This window comes from Paenibacillus odorifer (assembly GCF_000758725.1).
Classification (GTDB): domain Bacteria; phylum Bacillota; class Bacilli; order Paenibacillales; family Paenibacillaceae; genus Paenibacillus_AQ; species Paenibacillus_AQ odorifer.
The window spans coordinates 5,838,043-5,862,887 of record NZ_CP009428.1 but is presented as its reverse complement, the minus strand read 5'-3'; the positions used below and the strand labels follow the sequence as shown (position 1 = coordinate 5,862,887).

Sequence of the window (24,845 nt, the reverse complement as noted above, 5' to 3'; positions counted from 1 at the left end):
GCGTTTTTTGCCTTGTTTTTTTGTTTTCTATTTTTAATAAAAATAGGGTTGCGATTATACACATTTAAAACATTTGGTTTAACCTATTGGAAGCGCTATAATTGAAAATAATTACATGCTTAAGGAGTCTATCATGAAAAAAGGCAGGATATTCTACAAGATTTTTGTTCCTATTCTAGTGCTGGGGATTGGCCTGGTTATTAGCTTCGGTGGCTATATTTATCTGACAACGATTAATTCGGTAAATGAGAGAGTAGCGGATGATAAACAGAGTTTAATTACCCAAATTAAAAACACTCTGGAACAGAAAATTCAGACCATCGAATACGCTTTTAATACTTACAGTACCACCAGTTCCTTCAGAGAGGTTGTGCAGAATCCGATCACGGAGCAGGATTTTGAGGAGTATCGCGAGATTAATTCCCAGCTTAACTACATTGCCAGTATGGGGATGGATTTTGTTAATTATTCTCTAATCAGTTTGGAGCAGAAATGGCAGATTTCTAATGGGAAGCTTTCACATTTAACGGAAGAAGAGAGCAGGACACTTTATGAGAGCTATATCAATAACCGTAGCCGGGGTTTATTTTGGGTTAAGACGGATAAAGGCATCCGCTTTGTAAATACCCTGCCGGTATTCTCACAGACCAAACAGGCGATTGCCTTATCTGATATATCACTTCAGACCTTGCAGAGCACCCTTCAGACCGAAGGAAACACACCGGTGTTTATTCTTAACCGGGAGGGTGAGCTTTTATATGAGTCGGAAACCGGGAAGTCCCTGCTGACTAGTAATCAGCTTAGCCATATTACTAATGTTGCCGGAGGCGGGGGGCAATTGGGGACGATTGCCATGGAGCGGGCTGATCACCAATCGATAAAAGCTATTTATGCTAAATCTTCTTATAATAATTGGATTTACGTAACTCTTTTGGATAAATCAGAAATTTCAGATGCACTAAAGACAACTCGATTCGGGATTGTGATGATGGTACTGCTTATTACATTGTTGATTGCGGTAGTCGCTTACGTTATCTCTTTGTATTTCACCAAGCCATTCCGGCAGATTCAGCGCCGATTATTACCTGCCAATGCAGAGCTAGAGCCCAAGAATGAGGTAGACTGGATTATTAATTCGATTGATACCATCTTATCGGAGAAAGAAAGCCTAGAGGGTCTTATTGAGTCTGAGATGCCTAAGTTGGAAACTCAGTTTATTCTAAATCTATTTCGTAGCCGGATATCTCAAGAAGAGCTGAATCAAGGTTTGCCTCGTTTCGGTTATGAGCTGTCACAGAATTCGGTGTATGCAACGCTGCTGATACAGCTGGATAACTATGGGGAACGGCAGGCTAGCGACAAGGACCTTCTGCTTGTGGCGGTCAACAAACTGGTGGAAGAGCTGATTCCGCAGGAGAAGCGGATGATTCCTATCCTATTAAATGACCGTACACAAGCGACCATCCTGATTTTTGAGGGAGCGAATGAACAGGAGAACCGGAGAATAGCACTGGACTATGCGAAGACAATTATTCGAACAGCTAGAGAAATCCTGAAACTATCCGTTAGTGTTGGAATAAGCAATTTTTACGATAATTTATTATTTAGTAAGGAAGCTTGTGAGATGAGTAAGCAGGCGCTGCACCATCGTTTAAATCTGGGCAAAGAGTCCATCATTTTCTATGAGGATATATCGAAGGTAATCTCGGGTCCAGTTCTACTGCATTATCCGTCTGAGTTTGAGTCCCAGTTATTTGACGCGATTCGGATTGGAGATGAAGAACAAGTCTCCTGTTCTCTGTATCCATTACTCGGGGAAATGATGAAGCACAGTAAGAATCCTTTGAATTTCGAAGTCACATTAATACGTTTCGTCAACAATCTGATTCAGCTGGAGCAGCTGCTGGGTGTAGAGGTTCTGCTGACAGAGGACAATTCTACGTTGTACCACCGATTGTTAGACATCCGTAATCCGGAAGAGATCGAACGCATTTTGGTCAAAGAAGTTATTCATCCGATGGTGACCAGCGTTAAGGAGAAGACAGACCGTCAGTTCCGCCTTTTATCTGATAAAATTGCGGTGATTGTCCGCTCAGAATTTGATCAGGACTTAACGTTAGAATTAATCGGTGATCGCCTTCATTACAGTCCGAACTATTTAAGCAGTATTTTCAAAAAAGAGTACGGGATGACGTTTAGCGAATATCTAATGAACTATCGCCTGGAAATGGCTAAGAAGTGGCTTGTAGAAACGGATATGACCATTAAAGAAATTGCTGAAAGGCTGCAGTACCATAATCCGCAGAACTTTATTCGATCCTTCCGTAAAAAAGAACATGTAACACCAGGTGCATACCGAACCCAGAAACAGGAGAAGTAAGGCGCTGAACACAAACAGCCAGCCCCGGGAGACCGGGGCTGGCTGTTTTGTATAGCTGCAATGTTTTAGCCTTTTACAGAACCCAGCAGGGCTCCTTTGGTGAAGTGTTTTTGTACGAAAGGATAGGCGAGCAGCATTGGAACGGTTGCGACTACGATAACCGCCATCTTGATGGTTTGAGCAGGTGGGATAATATCAACAGAAGCATTATCTCCCTGCATCCCGCTGGCGACGATAACAATTTGGCGCAGCAGGACTTGTATAGGCCACTTTGTGGAGTCCGTCATATATAAAACTGCACTCATATAAGTATTCCAGTAAGCTACCCCGTAGAACAAGGAGAGGGTCGCGATAGATGGCATCGCCAGCGGAAGCATGATTTTGAAAAATACACCAAAATCATTAGAGCCGTCAATCTTGGCTGATTCCTCTAGCCCTTCCGGCAGCGCCTGGAAGAAGTTGCGCATAATGATCAGGTTAAAAGCATTGATCGCAACAGGCATGATCATGGACCAGTAGGAATCGATTAACCCGAAATATTTAACTACTAGGAAAGTAGGGATCATCCCTCCGCTGAAGAGCATGGAGAACACGATTACGAAATTGATAAAATCTCTTCCGTACAGATATTTTCTAGATAATCCATAAGCCATTAAAGAGGTAAGAACCATACTAACAACTGTACCCACTAAGGTTACACCGATGGATACGCCAAGCCCTTTAAAGATAGTAGGCGTTGACAGTATATAACGGTAAGCATCCAAAGAGAATGTCGTCGGGAACAGGATGAAGCTTTTTTCTACTACCTCCTGTGTTGAAGCAAAGGAACTGGCAAACACATTGACAAAGGGTAAAAGACAGGCTAGGGCAATGAGTGTAAGCAGTGTGGTATTTACAATAGTAAACAGCCGGCTACCCATAGTTTCTTTTTTAAAAGATGATTGCGACATGCAGATATCCTCCTTGTAATCGTTTCATTGAAACTTTAACAGGGGTCTGTTATTCCGTATATAATCATTAGCTTGGGCTTTGTTTTGGGAGGAAAAAGCGTGATAAGGCATAGATGATCTTTATGTATTGTAGTAATCACTATAAGATGCACGGGTCTGGAAAACCTTATAGCTGTAGGGTTCTTGGAGTATCAGTATCTGATGATTATATACGTAATGGACGAATGATCGTAATCTGGGAATCGTAAAGAAACGCGATCAAGGAGGCCGATCAGGTGAAAGAGGCAAACGTCACCATGCTGAACACGAAAGTTAATCCAGTAAGAAAAAAGCGAACGGGGCCTAGCTGGCTGAGTTTAAAAAGAAACAAGTTATTGTATTTAATGATACTCCCGGGATTTTTGTATTTTGTTATTTTTAAGTACCTGCCTATGGGCGGTCTTATCATTGCATTTCAGGACTATCAGCCGTTTCTGGGTATAGCGGATAGCCCGTGGGTTGGGTTTAAGCATTTCGTCCGATTGTTTACAGAACCTACCTTCTTTATGCTATTGAGTAATACACTTATCTTGTTTGCATTAAACATTGTTATTTTCTTCCCGCTACCTATTATAGTGGCGCTGATGCTTAACGAAGTTCAGCACAAGTTATTTAAGAGCACCATTCAAACGATTATTTATATCCCCCATTTCATGTCATGGGTTATCATCGTCTCCATTTCCTATGTATTTATGAATGTGGATGGAGGGGTGCTGAATGAGATGTTAGCGGCCTTTGGGATGCAGAAGATCAGCTTTTTGACTTCTCCCGAGTGGTTGCGTACCGTGTATATCGGACAGATCATTTGGAAAGAAATTGGTTGGTCAACCATTATTTATTTGGCAGCCATTACCGTAGTGGATACGCAGTTATATGAAGCAGCTGAGATGGATGGAGCGGCAAGATTGCGCAAAACATGGCATATCACCCTGCCGGCGATTCGTCCAATCATTATTACCTTGCTTATTCTGAAGATTGGCCACACGCTGGATCTGGGCTTTGAGCATATGTACTTGCTGATCAATTCCTTGAACCGCGAAGTTGGAGAAATTTTCGATACCTATATCTATACAGCTGGTTTAAAGAACGGACAATTGAGTTTCAGTACCACAGTAGGTCTGTTCAAGGGTGTGGTTGGCTTGATTCTCGTAATGCTGTCGAACAAGTTAGCTAAAAAAATCGGCGAAGATGGTGTTTACTAGGCTTCACAGTATGCTGAATTCTTACCTCTGCCTTAAGGGCAGAGGTGGAAGATACAACAACAAATACATTAGTAAAAGGGGTAATGTTGATGAATCGCAATTACAAAAAAATTGCAGCCTTAATGTTGTGTAGCGGGTTAGTACTCACTGCATGCGGAGGAGGCAATAACGCGAAGGAGTCAAATTCTTCAAATGGGGGAACGAATTCAACTGCTAAAACAACTGCTGCACCTGCAGATGTGCTAGATGCTAAAGCAAAGATTAGCTGGCTGAACATTTTACAAACGTCTACAACACCAACGGGTCCTATTCTGGAAAAAATTGAAGAATTAACGAATACAGAGATTGAATTCTCATGGATTCCGGATCCTTCCAAAGAAGAACGTATTAATACTTCGTTAGCATCGAATTCCCTAGCGGACATCGTTACCCTGACTATTCTTGATAACTCTTCTGTACGTAATGCACTGAAGGCCGGTATGTTCTGGGAAGTAAGTCCTTATCTTGATGAGTTCCCGAATTTGGCTAAAATTTCACAGGATACACGTACATCGGCATCGATTGCAGGTAAGCTGTACGGGGTTCCTTTCCAGAAGTCCTTGGCTAGAAACGGCGTTGTTATCCGTAAAGATTGGCTGGATAAGCTTGGACTGCAGGTTCCAAAAACAACAGATGAGTTGATGGAAGTTGCGAAAGCGTTTACCGAAAAAGACCCTGATGGTAATGGCAAGAAGGATACCACAGGCTTCATGGACCGCAGCGATCTTGTATATGGAGCATTTAAGACGTTGGGCTCATACTTTGGAACACCGAACTATTGGAGCGTTGACGATGCGGGTAAAATGACACCTGAGTTCGATACAGAGGCTTATGTTAAAACCATGGATTATATGAAGACTCTTTATGATGGTGGGTATATCAATCAGGATTTTGCTGTGACGGCTAAAACAGATCAGCAGCAGAATTTTGCGCAAGGAAAGGCTGGAATTTATGTGGGTGCCTTGTTTGACAGCAAGAACCTGCTAAATCTGTCTAAGGGCATACAGGATGGCATGGATTTGGTTATGGTTAACGATATCACTTCCACTGGCAATGAAGCAGATCGTGCCATCTGGGCTGGTAATAACGGAATTGGGGGACTGCTGTCTTTCCCGAAATCCGAAGTTAAGGATGAAAATGAGTTAAGACGGATCCTGAAATTTGTTAATGATCTTATGAATGAAGATGTCTATGGCTTGATGACCTACGGTATTAAGGATGTTCACTACACAATTGATGGAGAACAAGCGGTTACGATTAAGGATACGGATCTCTGGAAGCAAGAAGTTCAGCCATTTTCGGCATCTCGTCCATTAGAGAATGGGTTCATTATCCATGATGCTGATCCACTCAAAGTTGAAGCTGATAAGCTGATCGTTGAGAATGCTAAATATGCTGTACTGAATCCTGCTTACTCTCTGGAATCTGAGACCTATTCTACTCAAGGATCTGAATTGCAGAAGATTATGACAGATGCCACTTATAAATATATTCTTGGCAAAATTGATTTGAACGGATTTAAAGCTGAGGTTGAAAAGTGGAAGAAATCCGGCGGCAGCAAAATCATTACTGAATATGAAGCTGCTTATAAAGCTGTAAATCCTTAAGAAGTACTACAGACTATATTCTAAGAAAATAGTAGATGGGTCCTAAATGGGGAGGCTGCGTTTAGGACCATATCTATTCAAACAGGAGGAAAAAATGAAAGACAACAATGCACTTAGGAGTATGGGCTGGGGTGTTCGAATGGCAGATTCGATTATGGAGCGAACGCCAAGATTATATGAGGATAACGGATATCATGGAAAATGGTCTTATGATTATGGAGTCATCTTGAAGGGTTTTGAGCTGCTGTGGAGACAGACCGGGCAGGTTAAATATTATCAATTCATCAAAGATAATATGGATTATTTTATTGAGGAAGACGGCTCTGTGAAGGGGTATCGCCTGAGCGAACATAATATTGATCACTTAAATAACGGGAAGATCCTGTTTGTGCTCCATAAAGAAACTGGGTTAGCGAAATATAAAATGGCTGCAGATTTATTAAGAAAGCAGATAACAACGCATCCTCGAACCTCGGAAGGTGCGTTTTGGCATAAGAATGTATATCCTTATCAGATTTGGCTGGATGGCTTGTATATGGGCTCTCCTTTCTATCTGGAGTATTTACTTGAGTATGAAGGCGGCAAGGGTCTGGACGATGTGACCCGGCAATTTATTCTGTGCGAGCGTCATACTAAGGATGCTGAGACGGGTCTCCTGTTTCACGCATGGGATGAAAAGCGGGTACAGCCGTGGTGCGATCCTGAAACGGGGTTGTCTCCGAACTTTTGGGGGCGTTCGCTGGGCTGGTATGTGATGGCGCTAGTGGATGTACTCGGCATGCTCCCTAAGGAACACGCGGATTACGAGATCTTGGCACGTATTCTGACAGATACGCTGACAGCGCTTCGTCAGGTTCAGGATGCTGATGCTGGAGTATGGTATCAGGTTGTAAACATGGGCGGCCGTAAAGGCAATTATTTGGAGGCTTCCGCTTCTAGCATGATCACCTATGCAATGGCTAAGGGCATTCGGATCGGTGTACTCGATGATAGTTGGTTCGAGACTCTTGACCGTGCTTATCAAGGTCTTATTGCGGAATTTGTGCTGGAAACCCAAAATGGCTGGGTTAACCTGAATAAAAACTGCCAGGTCGCAGGACTCGGTGGTGAGGACCGGAGAGATGGTACTTACGCCTATTATATCAGTGAACCGATCGTTACCAATGATCAGAAGGGGCTTGGCGCATTCCTCCTGGCTTGCGGAGAATATGAATATTTGCAGCGTCCTGACGCGACGAAAGGGAGCGAGTGAAGCGCATGTCTATCTACAATATAAATGACTACGGAGCACATCCTAATAGTCCAGAGCCTTCAACGGAAGCTATAGCCCGTGCCATTCATGCGGCAAGCGAGGCAGGGGGAGGAACAGTATATGTTCCTTCCGGGCACTATCAGACGGGTGCTATCTTCATGAAAAGCAATATTGAGCTGAAGCTCAGTCCTGGAGCTGAGCTTAGCTTCAGTTCTAATCCTAACGATTATCCGGTGGTGGATTCCCGTTGGGAGGGTGTGAAACAGAACGTCCATGCTTCATGTATTTTTGGAATAAATCTAGAGAATGTATCGGTTACAGGTGCAGGCAAGCTGGATGGAAGGGGCGCACCTTGGTGGGATAAACATCGGAATTCTCCTGATTCACTGCTGTATCCTCGCCCGAAGCTTATCAGCTTCGACAACTGCCGTAGAGTCACGCTTAGAGATCTGACACTCGTGAACTCCCCAAGCTGGACTGTGAATCCTATCTGTTGCCATGACGTTACGATTGATAATCTGTCGATCTATAATCCGGCGGATTCGCCTAATACAGACGGCATTGACCCAGAGTCCTGTGTGAATGTCCGCATCAGCAACTGCAATATCGATGTGGGTGATGACTGCATCGCCATTAAAGCAGGGACGGAGGATACGAAGGAGCGGGTTGCCTGTGAGAATATCACGATAACTAACTGCACGATGATTCATGGTCACGGCGGTGTGGTGCTGGGAAGCGAAATGAGCGGAGATATCCGTAATATCGTGATCAGCAATTGCGTGTTCAAGCAGACAGACCGCGGAATTCGGCTGAAGTCCAGACGCGGGCGCGGAGGTGTTGTCGAAGATATTCGTGTCAGTAATATCGTGATGGAGGACGTGATCTGTCCGTTTATTCTTAATCTTTATTATTTCTGCGGACCACGTGGTAAGGACAAATACGTATGGGACAAGAATCCTTATCCGGTGACGGAGGAGACCCCCTGCTTCCGACGGATTCATTTTGCTAATATTACTGCTCGGAATGTTCATGCTGCTGCAGGTTTTCTTTACGGCCTTGCGGAGCAATACATTTCAGAAATCACCTTTTCCGATATTGATATTTCCATGGCAGAGAATGCAATCCCTGGTCGTCCAGCCATGATGTCAGGAATCCAGGATATGAACAACCGTGGGTTCTATCTTGGCAACGTAAGAGATATCCGCTTCCGCCAAGTGACGATCGAGAATCATGAGGGACCGGCTTTTTATATTGAAAATGGAGAAACGGTAGATATCACCGGTTGCCAATCGAGAAACACCCGTAAAGTGGAAGAGTTAGTGCAGCAGGTGACCGTTGTCCCGTCACAGGAAGATCTAAGTGAGCAGGCAGATTGATAATTGAACAGGATAGACTGCAGGTTTGCTTAGGGTGAAGGGTGCGGATGTATGGAAATAGGAAGGAGTATGAAGATGATTGCAGATAATATTCAGACTGGAATTATTCACAATCCCATATTAAAAGGCTTCAATCCTGACCCTTGTATTGTAAGAGCGGGGAAGATGTACTATATTGCTGTTTCTTCTTTTGAATGGCTGCCCGGTGTGAGGGTGTATCAATCAGCGGACTTAGCAGACTGGGAGCATTGCACAGATATTCTGACTCATCAGGTGGATCTGCGGGGAAATCCGAAAAATTGCAGTATCTGGGCTCCACAGCTTAGCTATTATGACGGTTTGTTTTATTTGATTTATACCGATGTTAAGAGCACTAAAAGGCCTTTTAAAGATTGTCATAACTATCTGATCACTGCGGAGGATATTGAGGGACCTTGGTCTGACCCGGTATACCTGAATAGCAGCGGGTTTGATCCATCTCTGTACCATGATGAGGATGGGCGCAAATGGCTGCTGAATGAGCTGTGGGATTACCGGATTACGGAAGGCAACAAGTCCTGCGGAATTGTAATTCAGGAGTACGATCCAGAGCAATGCCAATTAATAGGTGAACCTGTGAAAATCTTTGATTGCACGCCGCTGAAGAAGACGGAAGCGCCGCATATTTACAAGCGGGGAGGTTATTACTACTTAATTACGGCAGAAGGCGGCACTGGATCGGGGCATGCCGTAACCGTAGCGCGCTCCAAGGCGCTGCTTGGACCGTATGAGGTGGATCCGCTCAATCCGATGTTGACCTCACGGGATAATCCCGAGCTGCCGCTTCAATGTGCCGGCCATGGAAGTCTGGTAGAGACACCAGAAGGTGAATGGTATATGGCCCATTTGTGTACCCGACCCCTGGAAGGCGAATACGCCATACTGGGGAGAGAGACTGCCGTTCAGCAGGTGCACTGGAATGAGGAGGGCTGGTTAAGACTAACCTCAGGCGGAAATGCGCCACAGCTCAAGGTACCAGCACCTAAAGGAACGAAGGTCCTGAAACAAGTGCGGACGCTTGAATTCGAGGATGATTTTAACGGCCCGGAATTGAAAAAGAACTGGAATACACTGCGGATTCCTAGGAATGAAAGCTGGTGTTCCCTTGCTGAAAGACCGGGCTGGTTAAGAATCAGGGCCGGGGAATCCGTGCAGAGTCTGTTTGAGCATCATATTCTGGCTATTCGCCAGACGGATATAAGCTTCCGCGCCGAAACAGCGCTTGAATATGAACCGAATACTTATCTGCAGATGGCAGGACTACTGTTATACCTGAATGAAGATAACTATCTTTATGCGTATATCAGCCATGAAGAAGGACGTGGCAAGGTGCTGCGGTTAATGCGCTGTCAGCGGGATGAATTCACTGCGGAGCCTGTAATGATTGAACTAAATGCAGGGGAGACACTGCGGATCGCGGTTGAGGTGCAGGAAGTGACTGGGCAATTTGTTTATCTTAAGGGTGACGATACGGAGTGGAAGCCACTTGGCGATCCGCAGAATATCAGCTTTTTATCGGGAGGCTTCACTGGGAACTTTGTTGGCATTGCGGCGCATGATATGCAGCAGTTCGGTGGCAGCAGTGCTGATTTCGCATATTTCCGTTATCAGGGCAAGGAATAATACACACGGCTTTACTAAGGAAGGGGTTGCTCTGAGGACAGGGCCCCCTTCTTATTCCAATAGATATTAGGAGGTCTTGTATGAAGAAAAAATGGTTATCTGGGGCGCTGGTCGCGAGTCTTCTTGCAACATGTATGCCATTTGGTGGTGTCGAGGCCGCTTCTTTGGAAGCGCTTCCTGCCTTTCCGGGTGCGGAAGGCGGCGGCAAATATGTAACCGGCGGAAGAGCTCAACCTGTGTATGAAGTGACGACGTTGGCTGATTATGGTATCAAGGAAACTCCGATCCCCGGCTCCTTCCGCGATGCGGTAAGTCAAAGTAATCGGACCATTGTTTTTCGAGTGGGGGGAACCATCCATCTGAAGGAATCCCTCAAGATTACCGGCTCAAATCTGACGATTGCCGGGCAAACGGCTCCAGGTGACGGAATTACAATTGCCGACTACACAACCTCTGTTGAAGCTGACAATATTATTATGCGCTATATGCGTTTCCGGTTAGGCGACCGGGTAGCTAGTGAAGATGATGCTTTTGGATCAAGGTACCATAAGGATCTCATTATCGATCATAGCTCATTCAGCTGGTCGGTGGATGAAGTGGTCAGTCTGTATGACAACGAGAATACTACCGTACAATGGTCGATATCCGCTGAAAGTATGCTGATGACGACTCACCAGAAGGGACGTCACGGCTACGGAGGAATCTGGGGTGGCAAAAATGCCAGTTTCCTTCACAATCTGATTGCTCATAGCACCAGCCGCAACCCCCGTTTGCCGACGGTGACCAAATTGGTGGACCTGACGGAAATGTCTAATAACGTTATCTATAACTGGGGATTCGCTTCGACCTATGGTGGGGGAGCAGAAGATTATCGATATAATATCACTAACAATTATTATAAAAATGGTCCAAACACCTACACCAGTGTAAAAAATCAATTGTTTGGGGAAGTGTCTCCAGAAACCCGGTTGTTTATAGATGGGAACATCATGGATGGTAATCCGAAGGTTACCGAAGACAACTGGAAGGGTGTGCAAAAGTATTCGAATATCTCTAAGCTTGCGGAGCCGGCAAAGATGCCTAACCCATATACGGCAGTGTCGGCGGAGGAAGCCTACGCAAATGTAATGGCTGATGCTGGTGCCACTTTGCCAAGACGTGATGCTTACGATGCGCGTGTCATTAATGATGTGAAGAATCGCACTGGACAGCATATTAATTCACCTATTGAAATAGGCGGTTACCCAGACTATACAGAGACAGCTTCCAATGTAATCGACATGGATCATGACGGTATGGATGATAGCTGGGAGATTGCTAATGGACTAGATCCTACCGATCCTGAGGATGGCAAGAAGTCGACGTTATCTTCGGAGGGATATACAAATTTAGAAGTGTATCTGAATGATCTCATTGTGTTAGGGAAATCAGGGTATGAGCATACGGACAATCCTGTAACCGCTATCAATTATCCTGTGAATAACCAAATCATAGAGTCAGGCAGCGAGGTGAATGTTACAGCTTCTGCCAGTGATAGCGATGGTATTGCTAAGGTGGAATTTATCGTTAATGGTGTGAAGCAAGACGAAGCTACCACAGCACCTTATAGTTTCAATTGGAACAATGTGCAGGATGGTACCTATTATCTTGTTGTTCAGGCTATAGACAATAAAGGGCTCAAGACACAATCCGATAACGTAGCTATACATGTCAACACCTCTGGATCCGTTCTTCCGTGGACTTCAGTGGATGTTGGTGGTCCAGGGATAGCGGGAGTGACTACACTTCATCCAGATAGCGGGAAAATTACGCTCAAATCGGCTGGACTTATCGGAGCTACATCAGAGAGCGAAACTGCTGTTGATAACTTTCAGTTTGCTTATCAAACCCTGACAGGCAATGGTGAAATTATTGCTAGAATCGACTCCGTAACGGGAACTGACGATTATGCCAAAGCAGGTGTCATGATTCGTGATAATCTCAATGACAATTCTAAAATGACGATGCTGGCAATCCCTTATGTCAAATATGGCAAGAAGGGAGTTATGATTACCCGCTCCACCACAGGAGCCAAGGTGGTAAAAACAGAACCGGACAGTTTCATCAATACACCTTATTGGGTGAAGCTGGTTCGTCTTGGTAACGAAGTGACAGGTCTGGTATCGCCGGATAAAGTAACATGGAGCAAGGTAGGCACGGTGAAGCTTGACCTGAATGATACGGTTTATTTTGGTCTTGCAGCCGATGCTGCTAAGGTAGATAACGAGGTTAATCGTTATAATGCGTCTGTCTTCAGTGAGGTGGAGCTGAAACCGCTTAGTGATCAGTTTCCTGCCGCACCCCGTGGACTTACAGCCACAGCCGGTGAAGAGAAAGTGAAGTTGAATTGGGAGGACGTTGCTTCTGCCAAGTCGTATAGTGTTAAACGTAGCGAGGTTTCCGGCGGTCCCTACAAAACGATTAATACTGAAATTAAAGATAGCTTGTATACTGATTCCGGACTCAGCTCCGGAAAAACTTATTATTACGTGGTCAGCGCGGTGAATGAGCTTGGTGAAAGCTTTGATTCCGATGAGGCCAGCGCTACAGCTGAAGGTGAAGCAGGTAATGTCTATTATGTGGATGAAGACTTCGAGCAGGTTGCTGTAGGTGTGACACCAGAGTATTATGATGTAACTCCAAATCCACAGACTGAAATTCAAAAGGTTATTGTATCTCCCACACCGTCTGACAGTAAAGGGAATACGTCAGATCAAGTGTTGAATGTGTTCGATGGTGCGAACGGCAGCGTGCAGTTTATCCGCAAATTTGCGCCAATTACAGGTGCACTGGTTATTGACACTGACTTTATGTTTGCGACAGAATCGGGAACCTCGGTGTTCCTGCAGGCCCAGAGTACAGATGGAAGCAAAACGGCATTCTCCATTGAGAGCAGAAAGCCAACGCTTCCTGAAGCTACAGGTAAATATACGCTAACCATGAGCAGGGGGAGCAGCCAGTATCATCAACTGATGAGCTCTTATTCCCTAAAACAATGGTACAACCTGAAGCTAAAGGTGGATGTGAACAACGATAAAGTGGATGTATATATCGATGATCAGCCTGCGGGCTCTTTTCCGTTCACAACCACGAATTTCGCCAGCTACGGCATTGGGCGTATCTTGTCCAAGACACCGGGCGGCGGCTCAGGAAATTATTACTTAGACAATTTAAAGATCTATGTTGAGCCCATTGAAACACCGCTTGGACTGACTGGGCTTCCAGGAAACCAAGCAGCCCAGCTATCATGGCCTGCTCTTGAAGGCGCAACTTCCTACAATGTTAAGAGAAGTCTTAAGAGCGGGGGGCCTTATGAGACTATTGCCAATGCTATTACAGAGACATCATATATTGATAATGAAGTTACCAACGAAACTACCTATTATTATGTTATCTCGGCGACGGCGCCCACTGGTGAATCGGGAAATTCCAATGAAATTAGTATTACCCCATCCGCTTTGGCGGTGAAATTGCCTGCGCCAGAATCGTTTGCGGCTGTAAGTCGGAATGCACAACTGGATCTCAGTTGGAAAGCTGTGGAGAATGCAGCCAGCTACAGCATCAAGAAGTGGAATGAGACTTCAGGTAGCTATGAACTCGTGGCAAAAGAAATCACCGGCACAACTTACCGCGTCGGAGGTTTGGCCAACGGGCAAACCTACCGTTACGTCGTAGCTGCAACAAATGTGGCCGGGGAGGGAAAAGAATCAGCGCCTGTTGAAGCTACTCCGCAATCTCCTTTGGGAACACCTGTCGTTTCCACGGAAGCTGGTGACAGTGTAATGAAACTAAGCTGGCTAGCGATTGAGGAGGCGAGCCAGTACATTGTCAAACGTGCCTCATCGGCGAATGGTCCTTATGAAGTGCTCGGGTCTGATTTATCAGACACAAGCTTTACTGATGCTGGGCTCGTAAACGGAACACCGTATTATTACAAAGTCAAAGCAATAAGCGGTACCCGTAGTAGTCTAGATTCAGCTGCTACCCCAGCGGTTCCATACAAGAATTCCGGCCAGCCGCAGGCTCCACAAGGAGTTAGCGTTGAGCCTGGCAACACGGATATCCATCTGACTTGGAATGTAGCTGATGGAGCTAGCAGCTATCAAATTCTACGCTCGGAGAGCGGTGGCAGTTATGCGGTCGTGGCCGACGGCATCGAAGCAACAGATTATACCGATAAAGGCTTGAGCAACGGGACTGCCTATCAATATGCGGTAATCGCCATCGGTGATAAGGGTGCCAGTCTTCCATCCGAGGTGGTCAAGGGAATTCCAGCTCCTGTCATTATTGTTGCTCAGAATGGGACAGGAGATTATAAAACGATTAATGACGCTATTCAAGCAGCACCTGATAATAGTGCCCTAACCACGATTATTAAAGTGAAGAACGGCACGTATAAGGAGAAGGTGCTTGTACCTTCTAGTAAGATGAATATTAGTATCATCGGTGAGAGCCGGGAAGGTACCGTACTTATTAACGGTGACTCCGCGAAGACCATTGGCTCAGATGGTAAAGAAATGGGCACCAGCGGCAGCTATACATTAAAGGTTGCGGCAACTGATTTCACACTGGAGAACATGACGGTTGAGAACAGTGCTGGGCGGGATGCCGGTCAGGCAGTCGCTTTATATGCTGAAGGAGACCGGGGAGTGTACAGAAATGTTAAACTTCTTGGATATCAGGATACCCTGTTCGCAGACAAGGGAAGAGCTTATTTCGTCGACAGCCATATTGAAGGTACAGTGGACTTTATCTTTGGTAATTCCGCTGCTGTATTCGAGAATAATGTGATTCAAAGTGCGGGTGCTGGCTATGTTACTGCGCCTTCCACGGCAACGGGTAAGCCTGGTTATGTGTTCATCAATAATCGACTAACTGCCAGTGAGGGCGTTGCTGCTGGAACCGTTGATTTGGGCCGGCCATGGAGAGAATATGGCAGCTCTACCTTCATTAACACGGAGATGGGAGCTCATATTCGTGCTACTGGCTGGCATGAATGGTATGAAGGTCGTTCCAAAACTGCACGGTTCTCTGAGTTTTTAAGTTACGGAGAGGGGGCTAATGCAGCTTCACGTTACAGCTGGTCCAAACAAATAACAGCAGAAGAGGCAGCTGCCTATACGATTGAAGCTGTGCTTGGTGGAAGTGATGGCTGGAATCCACAGCAATCCAAGATCTTAGTGGGTCAAGAGCAGATACCTGCGGTACATGTCTCTTCAATTACTGTAACGGGTAAAGATGGAATTAGCAGCATTGAGTCGAAGGGCGGTGCCTTGCAGCTGCAAGCCTCTGTGCTTCCAGAGAATGCGACGAATCCTAAAGTTATCTGGACGGTAACTGAAGCAGATGGGATAACCTCTACGGATAAAGCGGTTATTAATGAGAAGGGCTTGCTGACAGCTAGAAAGAACGGTAGCGTACAAGTAACTGCGCGAGCTCTAGATGGAAGTGGAGTATCCGGAAGCCTAGAGATTAATATCAGCGGACAAGATGAGATTGCCCGTAATCTGCCCGCTGCAACGCTGAACGGACCGGTCACAGTGGTGGCAGGACAGGATTTCACTTACCGTGTAGGGCTTACAAATGTTACTACCTCCGTCTACAAGGAAGTGTATGCTGTAGACTTTACCATGGCATATGACGTATCTGGTGTGGAATTCATATCCGCTCAGACCTTGCCAGACGGATTCAGCATCACTCATATTAATGAGGACAGCCCAGGTCTAATAACAGTTAGTGTAGCTGGAACGGAGGCAGGAAATATCCTGACCGATGATGCGGAATTCTTTGAAATCATCTTCAAAGCGAAGAAGACAAATCGTGAAATCGCCGTGCCGCTTGGATTTATTTCTTTCCGAGGATCCAACACAGATGTTGATTTTGACATCCTGCATGAGGCACAATCGGTTGTTCATGTCATGCCTATATCCGTCATGGAGATAAAAGTCTCCTCCAAAGATAATGTGAGCGAAATCAAGTCAGGGCAAACCCTGCAAATGGCAGCTGTAATCCTGCCGGACCATGCATCCGATCCAGCAGTGACCTGGTCAGTAGTGAATGAGGATGGATCAGCTACTGAGCGAGCAACTATTACGGATACCGGCTTGCTCACTGCAATTGCAGCAGGCAAAGTAACGGTGAGAGCGACAGCTAAAGATGACTCCGGTGTTGTAGGTACGATGTCCATTGAGATTAAGGCAGAATCGCAGGTTTCAGAATCGGGCGGTACTTCATCTTCAACGACAGTCAAACCAGTGAAACAACCGGAACCAACTGTGAACGCAGATGGAGTTACTCTTTCCGTGACAGCGGATGTGAATGGTAAAGCTATTGCAGAGGTATCCTCGACGATTCTGCAACAAGCAATTGGCTCAATGCAGAATGGAGTATTGAGAATCACAGTGAAGCCATCCTCTGCCAGCTCGGTGGTTGAACTGACCTTGCCAGCTCGTGAGTTGGCTGGAGCGGGAGCAAAAGCAATTCAACTTTTGGAAATAGACATGGGATTGTCTACGTTCCGAATAAATGCTGACCTGCTTCTTGCGATGGCAGGATCTGACGCCGCAAGCGTTAAGCTTGTAGTTGGCAAAGTTGACGCGAAGACACTGTCGCTTCAGACGGATGTCGGGGATATTTATGAGTTTAAGTTCTTTGTTGATGGCAAACAGTTTGACAGCTTTGGGCGTGGACTGAAGGTTGAACGGGATTACAAACCAAAGACAACTTCAGGTGTAGAACAAATAGTAGCCTACCAAATCCGTGAAGACGGGACTGTAGAGGTGGTTAGAAACTCCCAGTTTAATCCGACAACTGGCAAGATCATCTTCAGACCAGACAATTCCAGCAGATTCGTAGTAGGATATGCGGAAAATTCCTTTAAGGATATCGCTGGACTAGGGTGGGCACAAAATAGCATTCAAGCCCTTGCCGCCAGAGATATTCTGAATGGCACCGGAGATCATAACTTCGGGCCACAGCTGAATGTAACTCGGGCGCAGTTCCTGAAGATGCTGATGCTTGCACTAGAGTTGGAGGAAGGTAGTGCGGCAAGTACATTTAAGGATATTTCGCTGGATGCTTGGTACTACAGCTCCGTTGCTGCTGCTCAGAAGCTAGGAATTATTCAGGGCAGATCTGATGGAACCTTCGGTGCTAATGAAACAATTAGCCGTGAGGAAATGGCGTTGATGGCTTATCGTGCAGCACAACTCGCCAAACTTACGGTCGTGGGAGTGGACCAGCCAGTGAGTTTCAATGATGCCGCTGACGTTTCATCCTACGCTCGTGAGGCTGTACAATTCATGAGCGGAGCAAAGATTATTCAAGGTGTAGGCAAAGATAACTTTGCACCTAAAGCCAAGACAACTCGTGCTCAGGCAGCTGTTATTGTCTATCGATTGTTCCAGCTAAATCCTTAAATTTCAAGTTGACACCCTGTGTGATTTATCATATTATGATTGGAGTTGTTATAAGTAAATAAACCAAACTCTATCCAGTGGATGGAGTGGCGGAATTTTGTCAAAGATGTATTCTTTGGTTTCAATCGCCCCTTGTCATTTCGATGACAAGGGGCTTTATTATGTTAATGAGCTTGCTCAAGAGAAAGGGAAGAGGTTTACGATGAATATGAAGTTATTCAAATATGCTTTACTAGTTTTTTTAGGCGCTTGTAGTTATGGCTCGCTTTCTACAATCGTCAAGCTTGGAATGAACGATGGCTTTAGAATGAAACAATTGGTAGGATCACAATACTTTTTTGGATGGTGTATGCTGCTCTTGCTGGTCTTATTATTTTCCCGAAAGAAATTAGGGCTAAAAACAGGCGGAAAATTATTAGCCGCTGGGATCACCATCAGTTTAACTGGCATATTTTATGGCTTCGCCGTTGAACAATTACCTGCTTCGATTGCGATTGTACTGTTATTCCAATTTACTTGGATCGGTGTAATTCTGGAGGCGGTTGTAGATCGAAAACTTCCTAGTCGGGAAAAAGTGATTTCGATGGTTATCCTTCTAATTGGTACGGTATTAGCGGGGGGCATCCTTGAGCCGAGTGTAGGTGGAATCACGACCACTGGTGTGGTTTTTGGCTTAATGTCAGCCGTGTCGTTTGCCTTCTATATTTTTGTGAGTGGAAGAGTAGCTACGCAGGTACCTGCCGTTAATAAAAGCTTGTATATGACCACTAGTGCAATGGTTATTATTATGACTGTTTTTTCTCCTTCGTTTTTATATGACGGTGCGATTACCGATGGGCTTTGGAAATACGGCCTACCTCTAGGTTTGTTGGGCATCGTAATTCCAGTTCTGTTCTTTTCGATCGGGGTTCCGAAGCTGGGTTCAGGTCTAGGCGCGATTTTAGGGGCAGCGGAGTTACCGGCAGCTGTAGTAGCCTCCGTGTTAGTTCTGCAAGAAGAGGTATCATTACTTCGCTGGATCGGGATTATCGTAGTTCTGATCGGGATCGCAGCTCCACAAATCCTACCGATGGGGACAGGGGAAAAGTCATCCAAACTATCACCAAAACAATCACTCCGTAAGGTAGAACTTTAATCGGCAAACTGACATCGATGGTATGATCTGATCCTGAGAGGATTAGATTATCTATCGGTGTTTTTTTTGTGGAAAAAAAGATTGGTGTTAATTTTTCTGGTATCGATAATGGATGTCTAATATATAGTGGTTCTATTCTTAACTAAATGGAGATGACCACTTATGAACAGTAAAAACTATGACTATTTTAAAACGCTGCATGATCAAAAAAATCCACTGATCCTGTACAACTGCTGGGATGTAGCCTCAGCTAAAGCAATAGAGCAAGCTGGATCAAAGGCGGTAGCAACTAGCAGCTATTCCATGGCGGAAGCGTGGGGATATTCGGATGGTGAACAGCTTACATTTGAGCTTATGCTTTGGATGATTTCAAAGATTGCCGAACGAGTAGCGGTTCCATTGACCGTAGACATCGAAGGTGGATATGCTGTAGATGAGGATACTTTAGCGCATAACATGGAGCAGTTATTTCAATTAGACATCTGTGGTATCAATTTTGAAGATCAGATTGTAAATCATCCTAACAATGAACTATGGGAGACCAGCGAACAAAGCCGTAGGATCAAAACCATACAACAAGTAGCCTCCAAACTGCAAAAGCGTGTGTTTATTAACGCTAGAACGGATATTTTTTTCAAGGATAAGGAACATTCGATGGATCTAGTGAATCAAGCTATAGAACGTACCTATGCTTATGCTGACGCTGGAGCGGATGGGATTTTTATACCGGGGCTCGCTGATCCAAGCTTGATTGAACAATTTGTCAAAAAATCGCCACTGCCTGTGAATATCATGGTTATGGACGGTATGCTTTCAAATCATGGATTGCAAAAAATTGGCGTGAAACGTATTAGCTATGGCCCGCGTAGTTTCTTTCAGGCACAACATAATCTTCAGGAAAATGCCCGGCAAACGCTTGACGCCTCAGGACTTTATTTAGAAATGAGCTAACCATACTATGATAACTAATGAGCAGGATATCAATAAATATTATAAGATGCTGGTCGAGAAAAACTCGAATTATGAGGGCGTATTTTTTGTAGGAGTGAAAACAACGGGCATCATGTGTAGGCCAACTTGTCCCGCTAAAAAGCCATTAAAAGAAAATTGTGAGTTTTTTGCTACAGCCAAGGAAGCCTTATTAGCTTCATATAGACCTTGTAAAAGGTGTCAGCCGCTATCCAATCCAACAAAAATGTCTCCTGAAGTAAAGCTGCTAGTAGAGGCTATTGAGAGCAATCCGGAACGAAAATGGACAGATAAAGATTTTGATGAGCTGTCTATTAGTGCAAACACGGCACGCCGCCAATTTAAGAAACAATTCGGGATGACCTTTATCGAATATGCACGTTCTAGACGTTTAGGACTGGCATTCAAACATATTAGGAATGGGGATTCAATCATTAACGCACAACTGGAAAGCGGGTACGATTCGAGCAATGGGTTTAGGGATGCCTTTTCACGAACGATGGGGACTGTCCCGAATCATTCCAAGCAGATTAAAGTGCTGTACTGTACTTGGATAGAAACGATATTGGGTTCCATGCTGGCCATCTCCGATGAAGAGAGTCTTTTACTGCTGGAATTTGTGGATCGCAAGGGTCTTGAAAATGAAATCAAAAGATTACGCACTCGCTTAAATGCAACTATATTACCTGAAAAGGTAGCCGTCCTTCACCAAATTGAGGAGGAATTGAAGCTGTATTTCACAGGTGAACTTACGGAATTTACAACGCCGGTTCGTTATCTGGGCTCAGACTTTCAGCAAAAGGTGTGGAATGAACTCCGGAAAATACCTCTGGGACAGACAGTTTCTTATAAGGAGCTTGCAGAGAAAATCAACAATCCCTCTGCTTGCCGCGCTGTAGCAAGGGCGAATGGTACCAATCAACTCTCAATCTTGGTTCCATGTCATCGAGTGATAAACAGCAATGGTGAATTGGGTGGTTATGGAGGCGGGCTTGCCAGAAAAGAATGGTTAATCAAACATGAGTCTAACCGCTCCTTAAATCAGAATAATTTCATTTAAACTACTTCTCTCTATTACGTAGAATGTGATGGATCCCCTTACTTCAAGGCAGGAGATTCATCACTTTCTGTACTTAAATACTGAACTAACATGTCCACAAATCGGTTAGCAATCTGAATATCCTGAAGTTCGTTGTTGAAATCGTCTTTGGAAATCAGGCTCATTTTCTGTAATAAACCCATCATAGACGTGAAGATGAAATGAGCAGTGGATAAGGGTTCTGTATCAAATTTTAACGATCCATCTTTAACTCCGGCCTCCAGAGCATCCATTAAGAAATGTCGTTCTTTTCTCCGCATCACAAAATCTTTGTACTTTTCTTTGAGTTCTTTACTGTAATCATAGGCTTCAAAATGCAAATCGAATAGAAGAATGAATTTGATGTAACCTGGGTGTTGCCGGGCATAATCAATCCAAGCATTAAGCATCGAAGCAAGCATTTGCTTACCATTCATTTCAATTGAAGAAGGTGCGCTTCTAACAAATTGCGTCATGCTCTCCAGAATTTCCATCTGGACCTCAAAAATCAGTTCGTTCATGGACTGGAAATGCTTATAAAAGGTAACCCGGCTTACACCAGCCACGTCGCAGACATCCTTAATATTAACTTTGAGAAAGCTTTGCTTCATAAAAAGATCCTTCGCCGCAGCAATTAATTCTTCCCGGTTTTTGTTTTTTAAATTCTGGTGCCAGTTCTCAGTCATGGGCGACACTCCTTTCTTGCTCTTTTTTTGGTTTTTGTAAGGTGATGAAAAAGGCAGATGCCAGGATAATTGCCCCAAAAATATAGGGAATATTAATATGTTTGTCAAACATCAATCCCGCTAAAATGGGTCCAAGTATGTTTCCTATACTGGTGTACGTTGTATTTAATCCGGCAGCATATCCTTGCCGATCGCCAGCTGAATTGGCAATCAATGTACTTACTGTGGGGCGCAAAAAAGCATTAAAAGCAAAAAATAAACCGGATACAACTAATAAATAACCTAAATTGATCTTGAATATCATCAACAATAAGGTTATAGCGGTCATCACCAATGATATACGTATAAGCTTTATCTCGCCAAGTCTCTTAATCAGATGATCAAGCAGCCAGATCTGCACAATAATGCCTATAATAGCACCAACCGTAATAATGATTGAGATTTTCGTTGCATCAAAACCGTATTTTTGTTCCACAAAAAGGGCGTACACCGTTTCATAATTCATCAGACCAAATGTCATGATCAGAATGAGCAGAAGATAGCGGAAATAGGACGTCCGGAATGAATTTACGATTTGATTACGAATGGATTCCCGAGGGTCCTGTTTGTTAACGGATTTCCGTTTTTCCTTTGGTAGTGTCTCTGGCATATAAAAACAAAGTATCGTAGCGATAAGCCCAAGTCCACCCGCAAAAAAATAAGGCACCCGTATGCCAAACCCAGCGATAATCCCGCCTAACCCTGGACCAAGTACCATACCCAAATTCATGGAAGCCCCCAAGTACCCCATACCTTTTGCACGGGTTTCATGGGTGGTGATATCAGCGACATAGGCCATATTGGAAGGGACCATGATTCCGATACCTATACCCCCAATAAATCTAGCGATGTAAAGTAGGGGCAATGTCGTAGATACAGCAAATATCAGATCTGAAAGGACGGTTAAAAACATTCCGGAAATGATCATTGATTTTCGGCCCCATTTATCCGAAAGCTGTCCCCCTATAGGTGAAAAAATAAACTGTGCTGCTCCAAAAGCCGCAATAAGATATCCGGCGGCAGCCCCTGACGCATTAAACAGTTTCAGATATTCAGGTAGAATGGGAATGACCATACCTTGCCCCAATAAGGCGATAAATAGATTCAACATCAGAATGAAAAGTGGAAATCTAGCAGACTTAGATAAGCTGCTCATATCATAGCCCTCCCATATAGTTTACACTGTGTAAAGGTTTACTCGATGTAAACTATAATAATGGAATGATGGGCCCTTGTAAAGGTGTGTCTGAAATTTAGGATACGCTGTTTTTAGTATGTTTTTTCAAGTAAAAAAAGTACTGTTTTAAACAAAAGAAGGAAAATTTATGAATTCACATCATTATCCAAGTATGATAGCATGATCTATATATTTTGGTGTAAAGCGCGGGCTTATCTTAATAAGATTGGAGCGAACATCATGCTTAAGGTTCTGATCGTGGACGATGAACCCTGGGTTCTTGAGGGGCTAAGGACGATGATCGACTGGGGAAAATTCGGTTATGAAGTTTGTGGTGAAGCTCAAAACGGCACGGATGCGATGAGGCTTATCCAGGAGAATAAACCGGAACTGGTTCTTACGGATATTAATATGCCTGTAATTAACGGTCTTGAGCTTATTACAAAGTTGAATGAGGTGATGGAGAAACCTCCTAAATTTGTGATTTTGTCTGGATATGATGATTTCAAGTATGCACGTACGGCATTGCGCCAGCGGGTAAATGAATATTTATTAAAACCCATTGATGATGAAGAAATAGAGGCTTTATTAAGCAGGATCACTCCAATAATCCAAAATGAAATCGCTTCCAATGAGGAGTTTGATAAAAAGCAATTTTTTATCGTAAATAATATCATCAACCGCCTGATCCAAGGGGAGTATAACGAAAATTTAGAGCTTCTAACCCGAAACACCTTGAAGCTTCAAGCGGATGCAGAGGTAATGTGTATTCTTATCGAACCCGCCTCCTCTATGAATCCATTCCAACCGCAGATAAGTGATTATTTTTCCGAGGAACACTTCTGCTTCTTTCAAGACGGATCGGGAAGAGCGGGGATCATTCTTCAGTCTGCTTCTATCGGCAATGAGAGCCTGGAGACTATCGTCAACCAGATGCATTCAGATCTCACTGAACAATCACAGGAGCTGGTCTTTCTAGCACTTAGCAGCAGAATAGTCGGGGTGAGCTCTATTCGAGAGATTTATAGGCAGGCACTTGAGGTATGGAAACGAAAAACGCACCAGCAGAAAAGAGGGGTCTTTTATTATAGTGAGCTTAGGAACCTGAAAAAGGAAGAACCTCATGAGGATCATTTCAGACAGCTGCTGCATAAGGTCCAAACGAATGATACGGAACAGATCCAGCCTTGTGTAAAAGAAGCGTTCACTGCTTTCGTCGAGAATCTGCTGACCCTTGAAGTTGTAAAAGCAAAAGTGGCCCATTTAGAGCTTACGATCTGTAGAATTATAGCTCGAATGAATGGAGACCCGGATACGATTATGATTAAGCTGCAGCAAGAATACGGAAATCTAGGTGAACTCAGTGATTATTTTATAATAAGCCGTTATGTACAAAGTCTGTGTGAACGTGCTGCCGTCTATCTGTCTGAATTAGAGCAGCAGAATGAACGAAATACGATTTACAAGGTTATTCAGTATGTGGATCGTGAATTTCGGAATAAATTAAAGCTTCAGGATTTGGCACAACAATTTCATATTAATTCTACCTATTTGGGACAACTGTTTAGAAAGCAAACGGGTCAGGGCTTTAGTGAATACCTAAATGCTAAACGGATTGAAGAGGCGAAAAGTCTGCTGAAACGAACACAGCTAAAGATATCGGATATAGCGGTGCAGGTGGGATTCTCTAACACTGATTATTTTATAGATAAATTTAAGCTGCTTGTAGGGGTAGTACCATCCGTGTATAAAAATGAGAATAAGAACCAACAGCTCTAGGGGAAGCAAGGTGTTTCA

Annotated in this window: 14 protein-coding genes; 11 read left to right on the top strand and 3 right to left on the bottom strand. The window is 44.3% G+C overall.

The features are described from left to right. Positions 1-133: 133 nt before the first annotated feature. Positions 134-2,380 (top strand): helix-turn-helix domain-containing protein, encoded by a 2,247-nt coding sequence (locus tag PODO_RS25480; protein ID WP_038573249.1) that lies wholly within the window; start codon positions 134-136, stop codon positions 2,378-2,380. A 65-nt stretch (positions 2,381-2,445) separates the two neighbouring features. Here PODO_RS25480 and PODO_RS25475 read toward each other — a convergent pair whose 3' ends face one another. Beyond that, complete coding sequence (locus PODO_RS25475; RefSeq protein WP_036685426.1) at positions 2,446-3,330, bottom strand: carbohydrate ABC transporter permease; 885 nt, start codon at positions 3,328-3,330, stop codon at positions 2,446-2,448. A 383-nt stretch (positions 3,331-3,713) separates the two neighbouring features. Between PODO_RS25475 and PODO_RS25470 the strand changes: the two genes are divergently transcribed. The 9 genes from PODO_RS25470 (at position 3,714) to PODO_RS25430 (ending at position 21,128) form a co-directional block, all read left to right on the top strand. Further along, positions 3,714-4,571 carry an ABC transporter permease gene (locus PODO_RS25470; RefSeq protein WP_370510932.1) on the top strand — a complete coding sequence of 286 codons (858 nt, stop codon included), beginning with the start codon at positions 3,714-3,716 and terminating at the stop codon, positions 4,569-4,571. An 89-nt stretch (positions 4,572-4,660) separates the two neighbouring features. Beyond that, positions 4,661-6,217, top strand: a complete 1,557-nt coding sequence (locus tag PODO_RS25465; RefSeq protein ID WP_038573245.1) for an extracellular solute-binding protein — start codon at positions 4,661-4,663, stop codon at positions 6,215-6,217. Between the two features lie 94 nt (positions 6,218-6,311). Then, positions 6,312-7,469, top strand: coding sequence for a glycoside hydrolase family 88/105 protein (locus tag PODO_RS25460; protein ID WP_218918661.1), 1,158 nt, complete (start codon positions 6,312-6,314; stop codon positions 7,467-7,469). Between the two features lie 5 nt (positions 7,470-7,474). Beyond that, positions 7,475-8,845: a glycoside hydrolase family 28 protein gene (locus PODO_RS25455; protein ID WP_038573243.1), complete on the top strand. Its 1,371-nt coding sequence runs from the start codon at positions 7,475-7,477 to the stop codon at positions 8,843-8,845. A gap of 75 nt (positions 8,846-8,920) precedes the next feature. After that, positions 8,921-10,507, top strand: a complete 1,587-nt coding sequence (locus tag PODO_RS25450) for a glycoside hydrolase family 43 protein (RefSeq protein WP_038573241.1) — start codon at positions 8,921-8,923, stop codon at positions 10,505-10,507. 80 nt (positions 10,508-10,587) lie between these two features. Next, positions 10,588-17,964, top strand: a complete 7,377-nt coding sequence (locus PODO_RS25445) for a pectinesterase family protein (protein ID WP_052097319.1) — start codon at positions 10,588-10,590, stop codon at positions 17,962-17,964. 208 nt (positions 17,965-18,172) lie between these two features. After that, positions 18,173-19,099 carry an EamA family transporter gene (locus PODO_RS25440; protein WP_038574850.1) on the top strand — a complete coding sequence of 309 codons (927 nt, stop codon included), beginning with the start codon at positions 18,173-18,175 and terminating at the stop codon, positions 19,097-19,099. Positions 19,100-19,261: 162 nt separating this feature from the next. Next, positions 19,262-20,050 carry an isocitrate lyase/PEP mutase family protein gene (locus PODO_RS25435; RefSeq protein ID WP_052097316.1) on the top strand — a complete coding sequence of 263 codons (789 nt, stop codon included), beginning with the start codon at positions 19,262-19,264 and terminating at the stop codon, positions 20,048-20,050. Between the two features lie 7 nt (positions 20,051-20,057). Continuing rightward, on the top strand, positions 20,058-21,128 hold the full coding sequence (locus PODO_RS25430; protein WP_038573239.1) for a bifunctional transcriptional activator/DNA repair enzyme AdaA: 1,071 nt from the start codon (positions 20,058-20,060) through the stop codon (positions 21,126-21,128). Positions 21,129-21,166: 38 nt separating this feature from the next. Here the strand turns inward: PODO_RS25430 and PODO_RS25425 are convergent, their stop codons facing one another. Beyond that, positions 21,167-21,832, bottom strand: coding sequence for a TetR/AcrR family transcriptional regulator (locus PODO_RS25425; RefSeq protein WP_038573238.1), 666 nt, complete (start codon positions 21,830-21,832; stop codon positions 21,167-21,169). Next, positions 21,825-23,027: an MFS transporter gene (locus tag PODO_RS25420; protein ID WP_038573237.1), complete on the bottom strand. Its 1,203-nt coding sequence runs from the start codon at positions 23,025-23,027 to the stop codon at positions 21,825-21,827. The genes PODO_RS25425 and PODO_RS25420 overlap by 8 nt, the downstream gene beginning before the upstream one ends. 261 nt (positions 23,028-23,288) lie before the next feature. Between PODO_RS25420 and PODO_RS25415 the strand changes: the two genes are divergently transcribed. Then, entirely contained in the window at positions 23,289-24,827 is a 1,539-nt protein-coding gene (locus tag PODO_RS25415; RefSeq protein ID WP_038573236.1) for a response regulator, read from the top strand. Positions 24,828-24,845: the final 18 nt, after the last annotated feature.